This window comes from Psychrobacter sp. CAL346-MNA-CIBAN-0220 (genome assembly GCF_040309805.1).
GTDB lineage: Bacteria > Pseudomonadota > Gammaproteobacteria > Pseudomonadales > Moraxellaceae > Psychrobacter.
The window spans coordinates 131,526-147,478 of sequence record NZ_JBEOPF010000005.1 but is presented as its reverse complement, the minus strand read 5'-3'; the positions used below and the strand labels follow the sequence as shown (position 1 = coordinate 147,478).

16 protein-coding genes are annotated in these 15,953 nt (G+C 41.3%); 9 read left to right on the top strand and 7 right to left on the bottom strand.

Going from position 1 to position 15,953, the window contains the following annotated elements:
* Nucleotides 1-149 precede the first annotated feature (149 nt).
* A complete protein-coding gene (locus tag AAEY88_RS10950) occupies nucleotides 150-863 on the bottom strand; it encodes an RluA family pseudouridine synthase (RefSeq protein WP_350562343.1) in 714 nt (237 codons plus the stop codon).
* 443 nt (nucleotides 864-1,306) lie between these two features.
* On the opposite strand from AAEY88_RS10950, the gene trxA reads away from it, so the two are divergent.
* The 3 genes from trxA (at nucleotide 1,307) to AAEY88_RS10935 (ending at nucleotide 4,012) form a co-directional block, all read left to right on the top strand.
* Nucleotides 1,307-1,633: a thioredoxin gene (trxA, locus tag AAEY88_RS10945; protein WP_350562341.1), complete on the top strand. Its 327-nt coding sequence runs from the start codon at nucleotides 1,307-1,309 to the stop codon at nucleotides 1,631-1,633.
* A 539-nt stretch (nucleotides 1,634-2,172) separates the two neighbouring features.
* Nucleotides 2,173-3,441, top strand: coding sequence for a transcription termination factor Rho (gene rho / locus AAEY88_RS10940; protein WP_055125334.1), 1,269 nt, complete (start codon nucleotides 2,173-2,175; stop codon nucleotides 3,439-3,441).
* Between the two features lie 328 nt (nucleotides 3,442-3,769).
* The gene (locus tag AAEY88_RS10935; RefSeq protein ID WP_350562338.1) at nucleotides 3,770-4,012 is read left to right on the top strand and encodes a hypothetical protein; all 243 of its coding nucleotides are present in this window, start codon (nucleotides 3,770-3,772) and stop codon (nucleotides 4,010-4,012) included.
* A gap of 142 nt (nucleotides 4,013-4,154) precedes the next feature.
* Here the strand turns inward: AAEY88_RS10935 and AAEY88_RS10930 are convergent, their stop codons facing one another.
* Nucleotides 4,155-5,060 carry a neutral zinc metallopeptidase gene (locus AAEY88_RS10930; RefSeq protein WP_350562336.1) on the bottom strand — a complete coding sequence of 302 codons (906 nt, stop codon included), beginning with the start codon at nucleotides 5,058-5,060 and terminating at the stop codon, nucleotides 4,155-4,157.
* Between the two features lie 667 nt (nucleotides 5,061-5,727).
* Here AAEY88_RS10930 and AAEY88_RS10925 point away from each other — a divergent pair.
* Entirely contained in the window at nucleotides 5,728-6,066 is a 339-nt protein-coding gene (locus AAEY88_RS10925) for a hypothetical protein (RefSeq protein ID WP_350562334.1), read from the top strand.
* Nucleotides 6,067-6,352: 286 nt separating this feature from the next.
* Here AAEY88_RS10925 and AAEY88_RS10920 read toward each other — a convergent pair whose 3' ends face one another.
* From AAEY88_RS10920 to rpmI, 5 genes are all read right to left on the bottom strand, one after another.
* Entirely contained in the window at nucleotides 6,353-6,652 is a 300-nt protein-coding gene (locus AAEY88_RS10920) for an integration host factor subunit alpha (protein ID WP_350562332.1), read from the bottom strand.
* A gap of 221 nt (nucleotides 6,653-6,873) precedes the next feature.
* A complete protein-coding gene (gene pheT / locus AAEY88_RS10915; RefSeq protein WP_350562330.1) occupies nucleotides 6,874-9,291 on the bottom strand; it encodes a phenylalanine--tRNA ligase subunit beta in 2,418 nt (805 codons plus the stop codon).
* 95 nt (nucleotides 9,292-9,386) lie between these two features.
* On the bottom strand, nucleotides 9,387-10,442 hold the full coding sequence (gene pheS / locus AAEY88_RS10910; RefSeq protein WP_350562328.1) for a phenylalanine--tRNA ligase subunit alpha: 1,056 nt from the start codon (nucleotides 10,440-10,442) through the stop codon (nucleotides 9,387-9,389).
* A 442-nt stretch (nucleotides 10,443-10,884) separates the two neighbouring features.
* Nucleotides 10,885-11,241, bottom strand: a complete 357-nt coding sequence (rplT, locus tag AAEY88_RS10905) for a 50S ribosomal protein L20 (protein ID WP_350562326.1) — start codon at nucleotides 11,239-11,241, stop codon at nucleotides 10,885-10,887.
* Nucleotides 11,242-11,351: 110 nt separating this feature from the next.
* A complete protein-coding gene (rpmI, locus tag AAEY88_RS10900; protein ID WP_350562324.1) occupies nucleotides 11,352-11,549 on the bottom strand; it encodes a 50S ribosomal protein L35 in 198 nt (65 codons plus the stop codon).
* Nucleotides 11,550-12,309: 760 nt separating this feature from the next.
* Here rpmI and AAEY88_RS10895 point away from each other — a divergent pair.
* The 5 genes from AAEY88_RS10895 (at nucleotide 12,310) to tatC (ending at nucleotide 15,849) form a co-directional block, all read left to right on the top strand.
* Complete coding sequence (locus AAEY88_RS10895) at nucleotides 12,310-12,753, top strand: thioesterase family protein (protein WP_350562322.1); 444 nt, start codon at nucleotides 12,310-12,312, stop codon at nucleotides 12,751-12,753.
* A 101-nt stretch (nucleotides 12,754-12,854) separates the two neighbouring features.
* Nucleotides 12,855-13,733 carry a phosphoribosyl-AMP cyclohydrolase gene (gene hisI, locus AAEY88_RS10890; protein ID WP_350562320.1) on the top strand — a complete coding sequence of 293 codons (879 nt, stop codon included), beginning with the start codon at nucleotides 12,855-12,857 and terminating at the stop codon, nucleotides 13,731-13,733.
* Nucleotides 13,734-13,911: 178 nt separating this feature from the next.
* Nucleotides 13,912-14,196, top strand: coding sequence for a Sec-independent protein translocase subunit TatA (gene tatA, locus AAEY88_RS10885; RefSeq protein WP_350562318.1), 285 nt, complete (start codon nucleotides 13,912-13,914; stop codon nucleotides 14,194-14,196).
* Between the two features lie 55 nt (nucleotides 14,197-14,251).
* A complete protein-coding gene (gene tatB / locus AAEY88_RS10880) occupies nucleotides 14,252-14,977 on the top strand; it encodes a Sec-independent protein translocase protein TatB (protein ID WP_350562316.1) in 726 nt (241 codons plus the stop codon).
* Complete coding sequence (tatC, locus tag AAEY88_RS10875) at nucleotides 14,974-15,849, top strand: twin-arginine translocase subunit TatC (RefSeq protein ID WP_350562314.1); 876 nt, start codon at nucleotides 14,974-14,976, stop codon at nucleotides 15,847-15,849. Before tatB ends, tatC begins: the two co-directional genes overlap by 4 nt.
* Nucleotides 15,850-15,953: the final 104 nt, after the last annotated feature.

Sequence of the window (15,953 nt, the reverse complement as noted above, 5' to 3'; positions counted from 1 at the left end):
CACATCAGCATTTATAGTAGTTTAATAGTTAGACGCTTTATAAAGAATATCTGACTCTACTGTTCATAGATATGCACCGTCGCTTATTCATCTTTTCTCAATTAACCTTACTGGGCTATTTCGACTACATACTGTTGGATAATAAGCGTTTAGAAAGGGACAGCGCTTTCCCAGTCCATCCAAGCGCCAAGCACCGGATGTTTTAGCCTTAATTGCTGTGCATGTAAATTCAAGCGTGGCGCAATATCCAACGCCAAGCCTTCTGCATAAATAGGATCACCAATAATAACATGCTCACAGTGCACCATATGAACGCGCAACTGATGGCTACGACCAGTCACTGGCTTAAGCGCTACCCGTGTGACTGCCTGCCCCTCGCAGCTTTCATGTGCCAGAATCTCATACAACGTCAGCGCGTTTTTATGCCAATCATGATCGACAATATGGCGCGGTTTGGTTGCCGGCTCATAACGGACAGGTACTGATATCTTGCCAGTCGCCCCAACCGTTTCCCAGGTACCAAACACTCGGGCTTGGTATGTTTTTTGCGGTAGACGATCAATAAATTGCTTACTAATATTGGTCTGTGCCGCCGCATTTTTAGCAAAAATTAATAACCCTGAGGTATCCATATCGAGACGATGAATTAGCTTAACCTTTGGATTAGCTTGCTCAAGCCGTGATAACAAGCTGACCTTCAATGTCTTGCCATCGACGCTGAGCAGCCCAGCTGGCTTATCAACTACCCAAATATCTTCATCTTGATAGATAGTAATCTGTTGCGCAAATGTCTGAAAAAACTCGCGTGGATATTGGGTTTCTTGTCTATTTAGATCTGCTATGACGTCATTACTAAAAGGCATATAAATCGCTATTTATTTGAGTTAATTGGAATGTAGATGAAGTTAAAAGCTGACCAACTAGGATATTATACCTGTCTCAGTTTGACTGACTATATGAGCATAAAAATCACTGCCCATAAAAGTCAATTTTTCTATAAATTACCAAGTTTAATAATTATAATAGCCATTTGTAATGTTAAGTGTAATATTGGCGACCGCTACGATGCAACTTGTTGAGTTGTGTTTCGATTTATTATACTAATATTAATTGTTGAGTAATTTAACCCGTCTCTATCTGTCAAGATACAACAAACATGTTAGTATAATGGCACATTTTCACCCATTCTTAATTCCTGTTAGGCCGTTAATAAATAAGCAATTTAATGAACTGGCATTTAAATATCATCCGCCAAAATACTTATAGTTAACAGGCAGCAGAGATGACACAACAAGAGAGAAAAATTATGTCAGACCTTATTGTAAATACCACCGATGCCAACTTCGACCAAGACGTACTGCAATCTGATGTGCCAGTCTTAGTAGATTTCTGGGCAACCTGGTGCGGTCCTTGTAAAGCCATCGCCCCTATCTTAGAAGATTTGGCTACCGAATACCAAGGTAAAGTTAAAATCGTTAAAGTCGATGTCGATAACAACCCACAAGCAGCAAGCCGTTTTGGCATTCGTAATATTCCAACCCTATTCGTCTTTAAAGATGGCGAAAAAGTGGATTCAGTCATGGGTCTACAACCAAAAGCTGAGCTCGCTAAAGTGCTTGATAAATATTTATAAGCATCTAAAACCAAATTTGTTATAAATAACAAGCCAACTAAAACCAGTTATCATTGGCCATTATCTGTACAAGATAATGGCTTTTTTCGTCCTTTCCTACCAAAACAGTAAATTATACGACTTTTTTAACAAAAATAATTGACAAGTCCAATGTGAAAAACGTATAGTCTGCTGACAAGAAAAACTTAACCTTGTTCCTTAGCGTCTTGTCGCTGTTCTCCCCGTGTTTATCAACACAAAACACAATTGTACTATTGAATATAATTACTAAACACAACTATTGAATACAACTACTAAATAAAATTACTGATACTGAGTTCTTTTCTTTGACTCTTATATAGCCTTCTTTATCTTCGCTTTTTGTCATTCTGTTCTAAACTTAGACAGCTGATAATAACTTGATAGGTAAAAACCAGCGCTACCTAAAACTCAACTCTGTGCACACACACCCTATTGTTCCACTATCGTTGTTTAAATCAATGTCGTGGGTTGTGCTGCTAATGGCAGTTTTCACCCGATCAATTGCTAATGACTTATCTATGAATCTAACTGAATTAAAGAAAAAATCAATCGCTGAGCTATTGGCTATTGCCAAAGAAATGGGTCTTGACAATATGGCGCGTAGCCGTAAGCAAGACATTATTTTTGCTATCCTAAAAACGCATGCTCGTAATGGTGAAGCCATCTACGGTGATGGTGTGCTTGAAGTGCTACCGGATGGCTTTGGCTTTTTGCGCTCCTCTGAAGGCTCATATTTGGCCGGTCCTGATGATATTTATGTCAGCCCCAGCCAAATACGTCGTTTTAGTTTAAAAACAGGCGACAGTATTGCTGGCACTATTCGCCCGCCAAAAGATTCTGAGCGTTATTTTGCCCTATTAAAAGTGGGTGAAATAAACTTTGATACCCCAGACCGCTCACGCCATAAGCTTATTTTTGAAAACTTAACGCCCCTATTTCCAACTGAACATCTTAAGCTTGAATTGGGTAACGGTACTACTGAGGATCTGACTGGTCGCATCATCGATCTAATTGCCCCGATTGGTAAAGGTCAGCGCTCTATTATCGTCGCACCGCCAAAAGCGGGTAAAACGATGTTACTACAGACCATCGCTCAATCTATCACCCGTAATAATCCTGAATGTTACTTAATCGTGCTGCTCATTGATGAGCGCCCAGAAGAAGTGACCGAGATGGTACGGACGGTACGCGGTGAAGTGGTGGCCTCTACCTTTGATGAACCACCACAGCGTCACGTACAAGTGGCCGAAATGGTCATCGAAAAAGCCAAGCGCCTGGTAGAACATAAGCAAGATGTCGTCATCTTACTAGATTCTATTACCCGCCTTGCTCGGGCTTATAACACTGTCATTCCCTCATCAGGTAAAGTGTTAACTGGTGGTCTTGATGCCAATGCTCTTGAGCGTCCAAAACGCTTTTTTGGTGCCGCACGTAATGTTGAAGAAGGCGGCAGCTTAACGATTATTGCCAGTGCCTTGATTGATACTGGTAGTAAAATGGACAGCGTTATCTTTGAAGAATTCAAAGGTACCGGTAACCAAGAAATTACTCTTGAGCGAGATTTGGCTGAAAAACGCGTTTTCCCAGCGATTAATATCAAAAAATCAGGTACCCGCCGCGAAGAGCGCTTACTTGATGAAGACAAGCTACGCAAAGTTTGGATTCTGCGTAAGTTATTGCAGCCGATGGACGGCGTACAAGCAACCGAGTTTTTACTCGACCGTCTGAAAGAAGCTAAAACTAATGACGAGTTCTTTGAGCAAATGAAGCGCAAATCACAGAACTAGTTTTGGTCAAATTTATAATTATTTTAAGAGAGATCGCCCTGAGGTGGTCTTTTTTTGATTCAAACTTACATGAATTATAAAAAACAGTTAGCGTATTATCGTTATAAATACAAGAACCCTCAGTGAAAGCACTACCAATGATACAGAGTGGCAACATCGCTTACAGACTATTTGCAAAGCTTAGCGTTTCTACTACGACCAAAATGATATGGAGAGGTTAAGATTAGACACAGTATGAATATACTTTATAGAGTATGTATTTATTTTATAAAATGGTATAAATTTGAAGACAACTTAATTTAAATTTGATGACTTAATAGGTGACAATATGAACTTTGCCAAAAATATCGCAATGACTGCCATTGCAAGCTCTGCTATCATTATGACTGGTTGTAATTCAACAGGTGGCTATGGTGGCAACGTTAGCAACACTGCTAAAGGTGCTGCTGCTGGTGCTGCTGCTGGTGCGCTTATTAGAAGTAAAGGTGACAGCAAAGACATCGCTCGCGGTGCATTAGCTGGTGCAGCACTTGGTGGTGCTGGTGGTTACATCATCGATAAGTCTAACTAGTCTGCTATTTGTAAATAATCTACTTTAAAGAACCTGGCTTAATTTATTGTCAAAGTAGTTTAAAAAACAAAAAAGCCTGCAATTTATTTGCAGGCTTTTTTGTTATTGTCTATTTATAAGGTAGCTATAAAAATAAAAACTATTATAACGCACCACTGAAAGTATCACACGTTTGCACATTCCCATTCTCAAGACCGCGAGTGAACCAATAAACCCGCTGCTGACTGGTACCATGAGTAAAATTATCTGGCACTACCGCACCACCACTCGCACGTGCTAGGCGATCGTCTCCAATCTGCCCAGCCGCATTAATCGCTTCGTCCACATCACCTGCCTCTAAAAAACCACCTGCTACTATAGACTCAGTACGCTGCTGATTGCGGTGCGCCCAAACACCTGCAAAGCAATCTGCTTGTAGTTCTTGTAGGACAGATAATTTATTAGCCTGGGTTTGGGTTACCTGTCTGCTCGCCTGACTGACCTGCTGCGTAATACCTAATAGAGTCTGTACGTGGTGCCCAACTTCGTGTGAGATGACATAAGCTTGAGCAAAATCACCCGCTTTCCCTTGATTTTCGCGGTCACCTGAACCTTGCTGGTCACCAGTGATGCCGAGATTCTGGCGCATTTCTGCAAAAAATGATAAATCTAGATAAACCGTCTGATCGCCTGGGCAATAAAAAGGACCTGTCGCAGCAGTAGCACTGCCGCATGCTGAGCTAACTTGATTATTAAATAGCAGTAACGACGGCTCTTGATAGGTTTGCCCGGCTTCATTAAATACTTGATGCCAGACCGCTTCAGTATCGGCCAATACAACTTTGACAAACTGTGTATCACGGTCGTCGCTGGTAGCCGGTTCAGTGGACGTGTTATCGCCACCACCAGCCACTACTTGACCTGTTTGTAGGGCAGTCATTGGGTTTACTCCAAATACTAACCATAGAATACCAGCAATAATGATTCCACCTATACCACCGCCGAGCATTTTACCGCCACCACTACTCGTCCGTACGTTAGAACTGCCTCGTCTGCCTTGCCATTTCATGGTGTCCCCCTTAAATATATGCTATATATCATTATTATCTTTGGCGTTCATATGCTGTAAAAAGTTAAACGACATAAAGGGCATAGAATATTTCAGCTATTCTGCGCTCGGTAAGTATTTATTGAATCAATCTACTGTCTTTATCCTTATGATACTATTTCTTATTGTTCCATCATTTGAGTCATTTTGTTCTTTATAGATTTGATTGTCTTTAAACATATCAGTGACTACTAGGCTTAGTGCTTGATTAAATAGTAAGGCGACTGACAATATTATTATTTAGCTTTATATCTCACAAAATACCATCTGTCCATTTCTTTTTGACGAAATATTCATTTAATAAGTGTTTAGAGCACGTTATTCTTACAACGTGCTCTTAAACCCGTTGAGGCCTTGAAAATATTACTGTTAATTACTATATACTCATTAATAATACGAAAATTAATGCTATTAACTGTACTAAAAAAGATACTAAATTACAGTTCATAATGATTATTTACTATTTTATTGTTATTCAATTGTACAATTGCTTTTCCTTCCTGAGAAAAACATATAGAATACACCAAAGCTGAGTAGCTGTGACTAAGAATAGTTGACTTCCGAAATAGTTCGGTCGGTCAACCTTTTGTTGTGGCTACAGCTCATTTCATTTTTTGGAGAAAACCATATGAAACTTAAATTACTTGCACTAGCCGGTATCATGACTGCCACTATGGGCCTAACTGCCTGTGACAGCAACAAAGAAAACGCTGCTGAAGATTTAACTGATGCACAAGAAGAAGTACAAGACGCTTCAGAAGAGCTAAACGAAGCTGATGCAACTGTTCCTACTGCCGATGCTGATACTGCTGTTGCCGCTGCTGAAGCCGATATCGCCGACGCTCAAGTTGCTACTGCTACTGACGAAATGGACGCTGAAGTTCCTGTTGTTGAAGCTGGCGCTGTTGATTCTGACGCTGCTAACGCTGCTGACGAAGTGGTTGTTATTGAAGAGCCTGCTCAATAATTTTTTATTACCATCGATTATTAATATCGTATGTAATAAATACCGAATATCTTACAAAAAAAGAGAGCCTAGGCTCTCTTTTTTTATGCGTGTCTGTTAATGATTTTATAGATGGCTAATACTGTTATAAGAACGTTAGCATTATTCAATATCTACTAATAATAATCTCTACAACTGCCTATGATCACAACGACATGTAGAAGAAATACTTATCAACGTTATCCAATAACATCGGCAAATTTTTGACAGCTTACTCAGGTTGATCAAAGCGATTTAGCGCGCGCTTCTAAACTTCAAATAGACACTCGTCAACTTTTTGACGGAACTTTTGACCCGTCTTAAAAGTAACCACACGGCGTGCAGAGACATCAACAGGCTCGCCGGTTTTTGGATTACGTCCTGGACGGCTACTTTTATCTTTAAGCTCAAAGTTACCAAAGCCTGAAAGCTTGACCTCTTTACCATCAATTAGGCTATCTGACAGTTCATCAAAAAAGTTCTCAACCACACAGCGGCCTTCTTGACGTGTTAAGTTGAGATGATTCATCAAATGTTCAATCATATCAGATTTGGTTAAGGTACTCACAGTACGACTCCTATACTATTTTGATATATCGTGGCTAACGTCGTGTAGCGGTATGACGAATAATCTTGGCTATTATAAAGGGTTTTTACCGTCTTTTTGACAAAGTGTATGATAAAACCCTTTATTAATAACCAGTTAACTATTTTTTTGACTGATGTAATGTTACCAAGCCTACCGTTAGTAAGGCTTTTAGCTACCAACAACTAAGATGGTATTTAACGTTAACTGTCACGCAGTTGCGCATTATGCTGCTCAGTTAATGCCTGAATTACCTTATCAGTTGCCGCTTTAACAGCTTCATCTGATAAGGTTTGCATACTATCTTGCCAAATAAGCGCAAAAGCCAATGAACGCTGCCCGGTCGGCACATGCTCACCTTGATAAATATCAAACAACCATAAGTTCGTTAACATCTCTCCCGCTGCTGCGCGAATGGTAGATTGTAACGTCTGCAAACTGATATCACTATCTAGCAAAATTGCGATATCACGTCGTACTTGCGGGAACTTACTAGGGGTTGTTATGGCATGTTGCTCACGCGCTAGGGCTAATAATGGTACTAATTCTAACTGTGCGACCCACGTTGCTGGCAAATCAAGCTGCTTAGCCGTATTCGGATGCAGTTGCCCCAGCCAGCCAACATAGTGATCATCGATATATAACTTGGCGCTTTGACCAGGATGCAGAAAATCAAGCTCACTGCGCTCATAACGAATACGAGCATTATCTATTTGTGCAGGTAGTAACTGTTCAACGTCATGCTTGAGATCGTAAAAGTCTATCGCGCGGTTTTGATATGCCTGCTCATCCCAAATGTCACCGACTGTTACTAAAGCAATACTTGGCGTTTGTACTAATTCGCTAATACTATGACCAACAAAGCTAAGACCGGTCTCAAAAAAGCGCACCCGTGACTGCTGACGATTTAAGTTGTATTGCACACAAGGCAACAAGCTTGACAATAAAGTACGACGCATGACGGCCAAATCATTAGATATCGGATTGGCAAGTGCCAATACTTCTCCTAGTGCCTCATCATTTATTAATGCTTCGAGTTTTGCATCACTAAAGCTAAAGCTAATCGCTTCCATGTAGCCCGCATCAACCATTGCTAGCTTCATCTCATAAGTCAAATCAGCGGTATCATCATAATCCATGCTGACTTGCAAGTGCGGTAAGGTGCTGGGAATATTATCATAGCCATAAATACGCGCAATTTCTTCAATCAAATCTTCTTTTATACTCATATCAAAGCGATACGATGGCGGCGTACAAATTAGTGCTTCCGGTTGTTGCTCTACATCAAATCCTAACTGGGTTAAAATGCGCACCATAACTACCGTTTCAATATCAATACCGATAACCGCTTTGACTTTAGTAATCGGTAAGGTAATAGGTGCACGGGCTGGCAAATTATCAAGACTTTCAGCGCTGATGATTTGCCCTGCTTGTCCGCCAGTAATACTAGTAATCAACTCACGAGCGCGTGCCAGTGCCAATGCTGGTAATTCAAAATCTACCCCACGCTCAAAACGCTGTGAGGCATCGGTATGCAAACTATAACGACGCGCACGCCCAGCGATAGCTAACGGACTAAAAAATGCGCTTTCTAATACAATGTTAATCGTACTATCAGTCACACTGCTGCGCGCTCCGCCCATGATACCGGCTAGTGCCAATAGGCCTTTATCATCGGCAATAACCAACTCATCACCGGTTAGGCTGATAGTTTGCTCATTTAATAAAATAATGCTTTCTTGAGGTTGTGCCAAACGTACAACGATATCACCGACAATGGTATCGGCGTCAAAGGCGTGTAGCGGTTGTCCAAGCTCCATCAGCACATAATTGGTCACATCAACTAAGAAGTTATGCGAGCGTAGACCTGATTGGATAAGTAACGCTTGCATCCATTTTGGGCTATCAACGTTACGATCAATATTATTGATTGACTGCAACAAGTAGCGCGGGCATGCTTCTGTTGCAATTACTGTGACCGCAGGTATAGCATTACTATCAGATGATGATACGTTATCCGCAATATCGGGGGTCTGTATCGACAAATCATTAATGACTGAAATCTCACGAGCAATACCGCGTACGCTAAAACAGTCACCACGATTGGGGGTAATAGAGATATCAAATATCTGATTATCCAATCCTAAATAGTCGCGAATATCTATACCAATCGGCGCATCATCTGGCAACTCAAGCAAACCGTCTATATCATCTTTCAAATCGATTTCAGAAGCACCGCATAGCATGCCATTAGAATCGATACCCCGTAGATTACTTTCTGTGATTTTAAAGCCTGCGCCATCATTATCAGCATTGCCGCTTGGCAGCACCGCACCAACAGTCGCAACCGGCGCCTTCATACCAACACGGACATTGGGCGCCCCGCAGACGATTTGTATGAGTTCAGCAGCGCCAATATTGACCTGTGTGACACGTAGCTTATCAGCATCCGGATGGGGCTCAACGCTGATGACTTCACCGACTACCACGCCACTAAATGGACGCGCGACCGCAGAGCGATCATCAATCTCAAGCCCCGCCATGGTGAGCTGTTCAGCCAATTGCTCACTAGTGTTAGCAGGGTTTACCCATTGACGTAGCCATTGTTCGCTGATTTTCATAAATATCTCGGATCAAAACATCAAAATAATTGTAGTAAAATTGCCAGAATTGCGGCGCTATTAGCTTATCATTGCTAGGCTATATAAATATATACTTAGCCAAACTGTTTTAAAAAACGCACATCATTTTGGAAGAATAGACGCAAATCGTCAATGCCGTAATACAGCATTGCAAAGCGTTCAATACCCATACCAAATGCAAAGCCAGTGTATTTATCAGCATCAATACCGCAGTTGGTCAGCACTTGTGGATGTACCATACCGCAGCCCATCACCTCAAGCCATTTACCGTTATCCGCTAAAATATCGACTTCAGCCGATGGTTCAGTGAAAGGAAAGAATGACGGACGAAAACGGACGGTTAGTTCTTTAGCAAAGAACGCCTGCAAAAACTCGCTAATTAAACCTTTAAGCTCAGCAAAGGTACTTGATTCTGTCACCATTAACCCTTCTAGTTGATGGAACATTGGCGAATGGGTTTGGTCTGAATCATTGCGATAAACACGGCCTGGACAAATAATACGGATCGGCGGTGCGGTTTTTTCCATCGTACGAATCTGTACCGGACTGGTATGGGTGCGTAGCAAATAATGGGCATCAAAATAAAAGGTATCATGCATGGCACGTGCTGGATGATGCGACGGAATATTTAGCGCCTCAAAGTTATAATAGTCACTTTCAACTTCGGGGCCAGTCGCCACATTAAAACCAGCTTGCACAAAAAACTGCTGCATACGCTGAGTAATCATAGTGACCGGATGCAAGTGACCTTTTTGACCACCGCGCGCTGGCAAAGTGATATCAATGCGCTCCGCTTCTAGCTTGGCTTGTAGCGCTTGAGCCTCTAGCTGCTGCTGCTGTTCAGTGAGTGCTTGCTGAATACGGCTACGTACTTGATGCAGCATACCGCCATAGATTTTCTTATCACCGCTATCAAGCTTACCCAACTGTTTGGACCAGCCAGTTAATAGGCTTTTTTTACCCGTCAGTTGTACGCGCAGACTTTGTAGTGCGGGCACCTCAGTAGCCTGAGCAATTAAGGTTTCGGCAGCACTGGTAAAATCGCTTAACTGCGCTTCGTTGAGCTCACTAATTTCAGTGGATAAGGTCGGTAGCGCCGACAAATCGGCCGTAGCAGCAGGGGTAGTCATAAGACGTTTCATTCCTGATTTAAACAGACTGTAGTGAAACCGATATAAATCCGCTACAACGTCAACCTCGCTTGATGTGTCTGCTTTGATAAGCTAGCTACTATCTGCGCTCGGTTTCTTTGTATCGAAATTATCTAGACTAATCTACAGTAATTGTAAGGGTTTGACCAAATATTACAAACCATTTACCCAGTCATCTATTAGATAAATATCATTAAGATCAATGGCTTGAATATTTAGACAACTGATTTATACAGCTATAAGAGCAATTAATTACCCATACCAGTTAGCAATACTAACCAGCGACTAGAATGGGTAATATAAAAAAAGCCACCGACCAGCGGTAGCTTTTATTAATATCGTACTATTAATTAATAGTAAACTCATATGTTCAAACACTCATTACTTTTAATCGAATAAAGCGTTTGAACGAATTTAATATTTACGCCAAGGCTGCTTTTGCTTTTTCAACCAATACGCTGAAAGTTGCGGCATCATGCATAGCGATGTCAGCAAGTACGCGACGGTCAACAGTGATGTTGGCATGTTTCATACCGTTGATAAAGCGGCTATAGCTTAAGCCGTTTAAACGTGCACCAGCGTTAATACGGGCAATCCAAAGACGACGGAAAGTACGTTTTTTGTTGCGACGGTCACGATATGCATATTGACCAGCTTTAGTAACTGCTTGTACCGCTACACGATAAACACGTGAACGGGCACCGTAGTAGCCTTTTGCACGCTTTAAGATTTTTTTGTGACGGCGATTCGCCTGTACACCACGTTTTACACGGGCCATAATTTGCTCCAAGATTTTTTGTAAGCACTGTTAAGCGATAAATGATATTTTAGCGATAAACAGTGTTGTCAGATTGCAAAGTCAAATAAAATTCAGATGACGATAGTCGATTAGATGTATGGGCACATACGACGAACTGCTGCTTCGTCAGACTTGTCCACCATCTTAAGACCGCGCAACTGGCGAATACGCTTAGCTGATTTCTTGGTCAGAATATGGCTTTTGAATGCTTGCTTGTGCTTAAAGCCGTGCGCTGTTTTTTTGAAGCGTTTAGCGGCACCGCGTTTGGTTTTCATCTTCACTTTCATGAGTGATTGCCTCTTTGTCTTTGTTAGAACCTGGTCGTCAAATAGTTAATGCTAGCATGCTTTATCTAATCTGTTGGGTCTAGATAATAGCTAACCCGCTATTTGCCTCGAGGTGGGAGGCGCTATTTTAGCAGAAGTGACGCCATTTTGCCAAGCAAAGTTTTAGAGCGGGTTACTTAAGCGTTTATTTGCAGATTCTTCTATGCTCAGTTATTAATATACCTTTAAGCTTACTTTGGGGCTTTTTATTCATAAAGTCTTACCAGTTAAAACTGCGATTGTACTCATTATTTTAGTCATTACTCTCTTTAATCGTTTCCAAACCATCAATACCTCTTTTGTTATAAAAAACACTGGCTTGTTATAGAAAACAACGATCAACATCTATAAAAACTTGATCACGACGGTCTTTTACAGAGGTCAAAACAGTCTATTATTTAATACGACTGCTTATTCTGAAATATACTGAATCTCAACTTAAGCGATGCTTTATTAGTAGGTATGAACAGCCTGTTACCTAATACGACCGCCTATTCCTAAATATATTGTATGTCAACCTAAGCTATGCTTTATTGGTAGCAGTAACGTTTGCGTAGTTTGTAAACCATTTAAGTAGTGTTTAAAAAGTTATTAAAACCGCACTATCTGTAAAAGTATTGGACTATTTATTTTCCCAGCTATTGATTATGGCTTTGATAATATTGCTGTTCATTCATTAATCGCAACTCACTGTATAAAGGTAGTAATGTAGGAGATGATGTTGACAGACCAAGAATTAGCCTTCGATGATAGGGTGTTTGTCTTTGAAACGGTCATGCGTGTACGTAATACAGAGATTGATGTTGGTCAGCACTTGAGACTAGAATCGCTTATTGCCCTACTAACCGAAGCACAGGCACGATTTTTCTATTCTAAAGGCATTAAAGAGATGAGCGCGGACTACCAAGGCTTGATTGTCGATAGCTTACAGTTAATTGTCGTCAGTCGGGTACGGGTGCGTGAAAAATTATTGTTTGAGGTGGGTATAGAAAATTTGTCTAATGATAGCGGTGATATGGTCATCAAAGTCACTCGTATGTATGATGGCTCATTAGTGGCAAAGGCTATCAAACGTTTTATTCACTATGACTATCGTGCAAATAAAATGATATTATTCAATAGCAGTATCAAAGAGGCATTAGACCAACAGCGATTTGAACATTAATGACATCTTAAAGAATTGACTGTCCAAATTTGCAGTTATTAAATTTCTAATCCTTGTTACTGCCATTTCTATTAACTTAACCTTTTATAAGATGACAGATTATGACGGTACCTGCTTGGCTTAGCACTGTAAGTTTTAATACTGATGGACTGATACCTGCGATTGCGCAAGACCATCAGTCAGGACGCATTTTGATGATGGCATGGATGAATACCGATGCGCTCCAATTGACGGTACAAACCCAGACTGCAGTTTATTTTTCGCGTTCACGCAATAAACTGTGGCATAAAGGAGAAACCTCAGGTCATACTCAGCAAGTACATGACATTCGCTTAGATTGCGATGCTGATGTGATTGTACTTAGCGTCACCCAGGTTGGGGGTATCGCCTGTCATACCGGGCGTGAGTCTTGTTTTTATCAGCGCTTAGATTTGTCAGGGCCAGAGCCCATATGGCAGACCGTCGATGATATCCTCAAAGACCCTGCTGATATCTATCATTCAGATAACAACACTAACTTAGATAAACAGCATTTAAATAAAAACAAAGTGGATAAGCCTGCCGATACTAGTACACAGACTAATGACACCCATAATACTCACAATATGAATAACTCTATCAACGCAGCGATTCTACCGCAGCTTGATCGAGTACTGGCAATGCGGAAACAAGCGGATGCCGATAGCTCCTATGTCGCCAGTTTATACGCGCGTGGCCTCAATAAAATACTAGAAAAAGTGGGCGAGGAGACTACAGAAAGCATCATTGCGGCTAAAGACTTAGCCAATTGCGATGAGCTAACAGGGAAAGAGCAATATGATGCGGCGCGTCATGAGTTTATCTATGAAGTCGCGGATGTCTGGTTTCATACTTTGGTAGGTCTAGCGTGGTTCAATATTGAGTCAGATGCCGTACTGAATGAGCTAGGGCGGCGCTTTGGCCTATCAGGTATTGATGAAAAAGCACTACGCCAGACTTAGATTAACAGTTAAGCCTGTGTATTTATTGTTGTTTTCACCTTTTTGTCATCAGTGCGCGTTATAATATAGGACTGTTGCCTAAGTTTTATTCTGCCAAATCGTCTTATGTTACCATTTGGCTGATAGGTTCAAAGTACCATACTAGATATTATTCTTTCCAAGACAGAAGGATACCGTTATGGGTAGTTTTTCCATTACGCATTGGCTTATTTTGTTGGTTGTGGTGGTGGTGGTATTTGGTACCTCCAAGCTCAAAAACGCTGGCAAAGATTTGGGCGGTGCAGTGAAAGGTTTTAAAGAGGCCGTCAAAAACGAAGAGACCGAACACGCCCACAAGCATCGCGTTCTTGATCATGATGCCAAGGCTCAGCCGTCAGATACCAAATATAGCAGTAACGCAGGTACTAAGGTTGATGATATTGATATCAGCCCTGCTCCTGTTGACGACCAGCATAAGGTATAAAATATGCGGTTTTTTGACTGTTTCGCGTAGGTGTAAATAGCGGTGTTTAACTACTATGTTTGATATCGGGTTTTCCGAATTACTCCTGTTTGGCGTCATTGCCTTAATTGTATTGGGCCCAGAAAAATTGCCGCAGGCCGCGCGTACTGCTGGGCAATGGTATGCCAAAATTCGCCGTACAGTGTCGACATTGCAGTCTGAAATAGAAGCAGAGCTTGATTTGGCAGAAACCCGTCAACAAATGCAAAATGAGATTGCCAAAATCCGTCAGACTGAAGCAAATATGAAGCGCGAAATAGCAGAAATGCGCGGTAGTATGCAAGAGTTTGAGCATTCACAAAATCAAAATCTAAATAACTCCTCTCAGACAGCTAAGCATTATGAGCAAGAGAAAGATAAACAAAAACAAGCCACACCAGCAGCATTTGCTTATGCCTATCATCAAGATATCAATGCCAATCAAGACTCCAGTTCTAATCCAGACCAAGATAAAAATAATCAACAAGAGCATCAGATAACCGACTCGATAAAGTCAACGGATGATACTGAAACCTTAGATGAGTCTTCCGCTCATACTGCTGTCTCACCTATTACTACCAAACCATGGGAAAATATGTGGTTCCGTCTTGGCGCCTATGATAAGGCGCGGCGTCTACCTACGCCGCCGTTTCTGCCAAACTATCAAGCTGATATCTTATTAAATGCAAATTTAAACAAAACCGAACATAGCCCTGCACCAAATACCCAACCCTCTTTGGATAAGCAAGGAGCGGATGAATGAATTTATTCAAACGGCGAAAAAGCCGCCAAGAAAAAATAGCTGAAGTAGAAGACAGCGGGCAACCTCAAGCGGATAATGCTAGCGAGAGCAAATCCGACGAGATATTGAGTACCCTTGCAGATATGCCCATTACTGAGCATTTAATTGAGCTACGCACACATTTAATTAAGATATGCGTCGCAGTATTGCTGATATTTTTGGCGTTGGTGGGATTCTCACGTGATTTATATAACTTTTTATCAGATCCATTAGTCGCTCAGCTCCCCATCAATTCGACTATGATTGCCACCGATATTACTTCTAACTTTATGGCACCGATACGCTTGACAGTATTCGTCGCCGCTTTCTTTGCAATGCCTTATATCTTGTATCAAGTATGGTCATTCGTTGCGCCTGGCTTGTATAAAAAAGAAAAGAAAATTGCCATTCCAGTGTTATTGTCTTCTATTTTCCTGTTTTATGCGGGCGTCGCTTTTGCCTACTTTATTGTGCTCAAAGGTGTCTTAAAGTTTTTTATCATGTTCGCTCCGCAAAACGTGCTACCGATGACTGATATCGACAGTTATCTGAGCTTTGCCTTAAAACTATTTATGGTTTTTGGACTGACATTTGAGATTCCGGTGGTCACTCTGCTCTTGATATTAATCGGTCTCGTCTCCATTCAGACCCTAGAGGACAAGCGGCGATATATTATTGTCGGCTGTTTTGGCCTTGCTGCGGTAGTGACCCCGCCCGATGGCGTCTCAATGTTGATGCTAGCGATTCCAATGTGGCTGTTGTTCGAGCTGGGTTTATTATTAGCAAAAATATTAATTAAAGAAGAGCCTAGCACTACTTCAACGGCCAAAGATGCAGTATTAGATAATAAATAACATCACGTTAAGCTTATACATCCGCTCTTTTTTCACTTTTTATTATTATCACCATTATTTGTTAATCAGCCATTGTCTATGCAGTGGCTTTTTTTACCCCTGTC

What these genes read in the sequence shown, in the direction of transcription:
- AAEY88_RS10935 (WP_350562338.1), top strand. Translation starts at nt 3,770, where the DNA reads ATGAACTTTGCCAAAAATATCGCAATGACTGCCATTGCAAGCTCTGCT.
- AAEY88_RS10930 (WP_350562336.1), bottom strand. Translation starts at nt 5,060, where the DNA reads ATGAAATGGCAAGGCAGACGAGGCAGTTCTAACGTACGGACGAGTAGT.
- rpmI (WP_350562324.1), bottom strand. Translation starts at nt 11,549, where the DNA reads ATGAAAGTGAAGATGAAAACCAAACGCGGTGCCGCTAAACGCTTCAAA.
- AAEY88_RS10925 (WP_350562334.1), top strand. Translation starts at nt 5,728, where the DNA reads ATGAAACTTAAATTACTTGCACTAGCCGGTATCATGACTGCCACTATG.
- pheS (WP_350562328.1), bottom strand. Translation starts at nt 10,442, where the DNA reads ATGACTACCCCTGCTGCTACGGCCGATTTGTCGGCGCTACCGACCTTA.
- tatC (WP_350562314.1), top strand. Translation starts at nt 14,974, where the DNA reads ATGAATTTATTCAAACGGCGAAAAAGCCGCCAAGAAAAAATAGCTGAA.
- hisI (WP_350562320.1), top strand. Translation starts at nt 12,855, where the DNA reads ATGACGGTACCTGCTTGGCTTAGCACTGTAAGTTTTAATACTGATGGA.
- AAEY88_RS10950 (WP_350562343.1), bottom strand. Translation starts at nt 863, where the DNA reads ATGCCTTTTAGTAATGACGTCATAGCAGATCTAAATAGACAAGAAACC.
- rho (WP_055125334.1), top strand. Translation starts at nt 2,173, where the DNA reads ATGAATCTAACTGAATTAAAGAAAAAATCAATCGCTGAGCTATTGGCT.
- rplT (WP_350562326.1), bottom strand. Translation starts at nt 11,241, where the DNA reads ATGGCCCGTGTAAAACGTGGTGTACAGGCGAATCGCCGTCACAAAAAA.
- tatB (WP_350562316.1), top strand. Translation starts at nt 14,252, where the DNA reads ATGTTTGATATCGGGTTTTCCGAATTACTCCTGTTTGGCGTCATTGCC.
- trxA (WP_350562341.1), top strand. Translation starts at nt 1,307, where the DNA reads ATGTCAGACCTTATTGTAAATACCACCGATGCCAACTTCGACCAAGAC.
- tatA (WP_350562318.1), top strand. Translation starts at nt 13,912, where the DNA reads ATGGGTAGTTTTTCCATTACGCATTGGCTTATTTTGTTGGTTGTGGTG.
- pheT (WP_350562330.1), bottom strand. Translation starts at nt 9,291, where the DNA reads ATGAAAATCAGCGAACAATGGCTACGTCAATGGGTAAACCCTGCTAAC.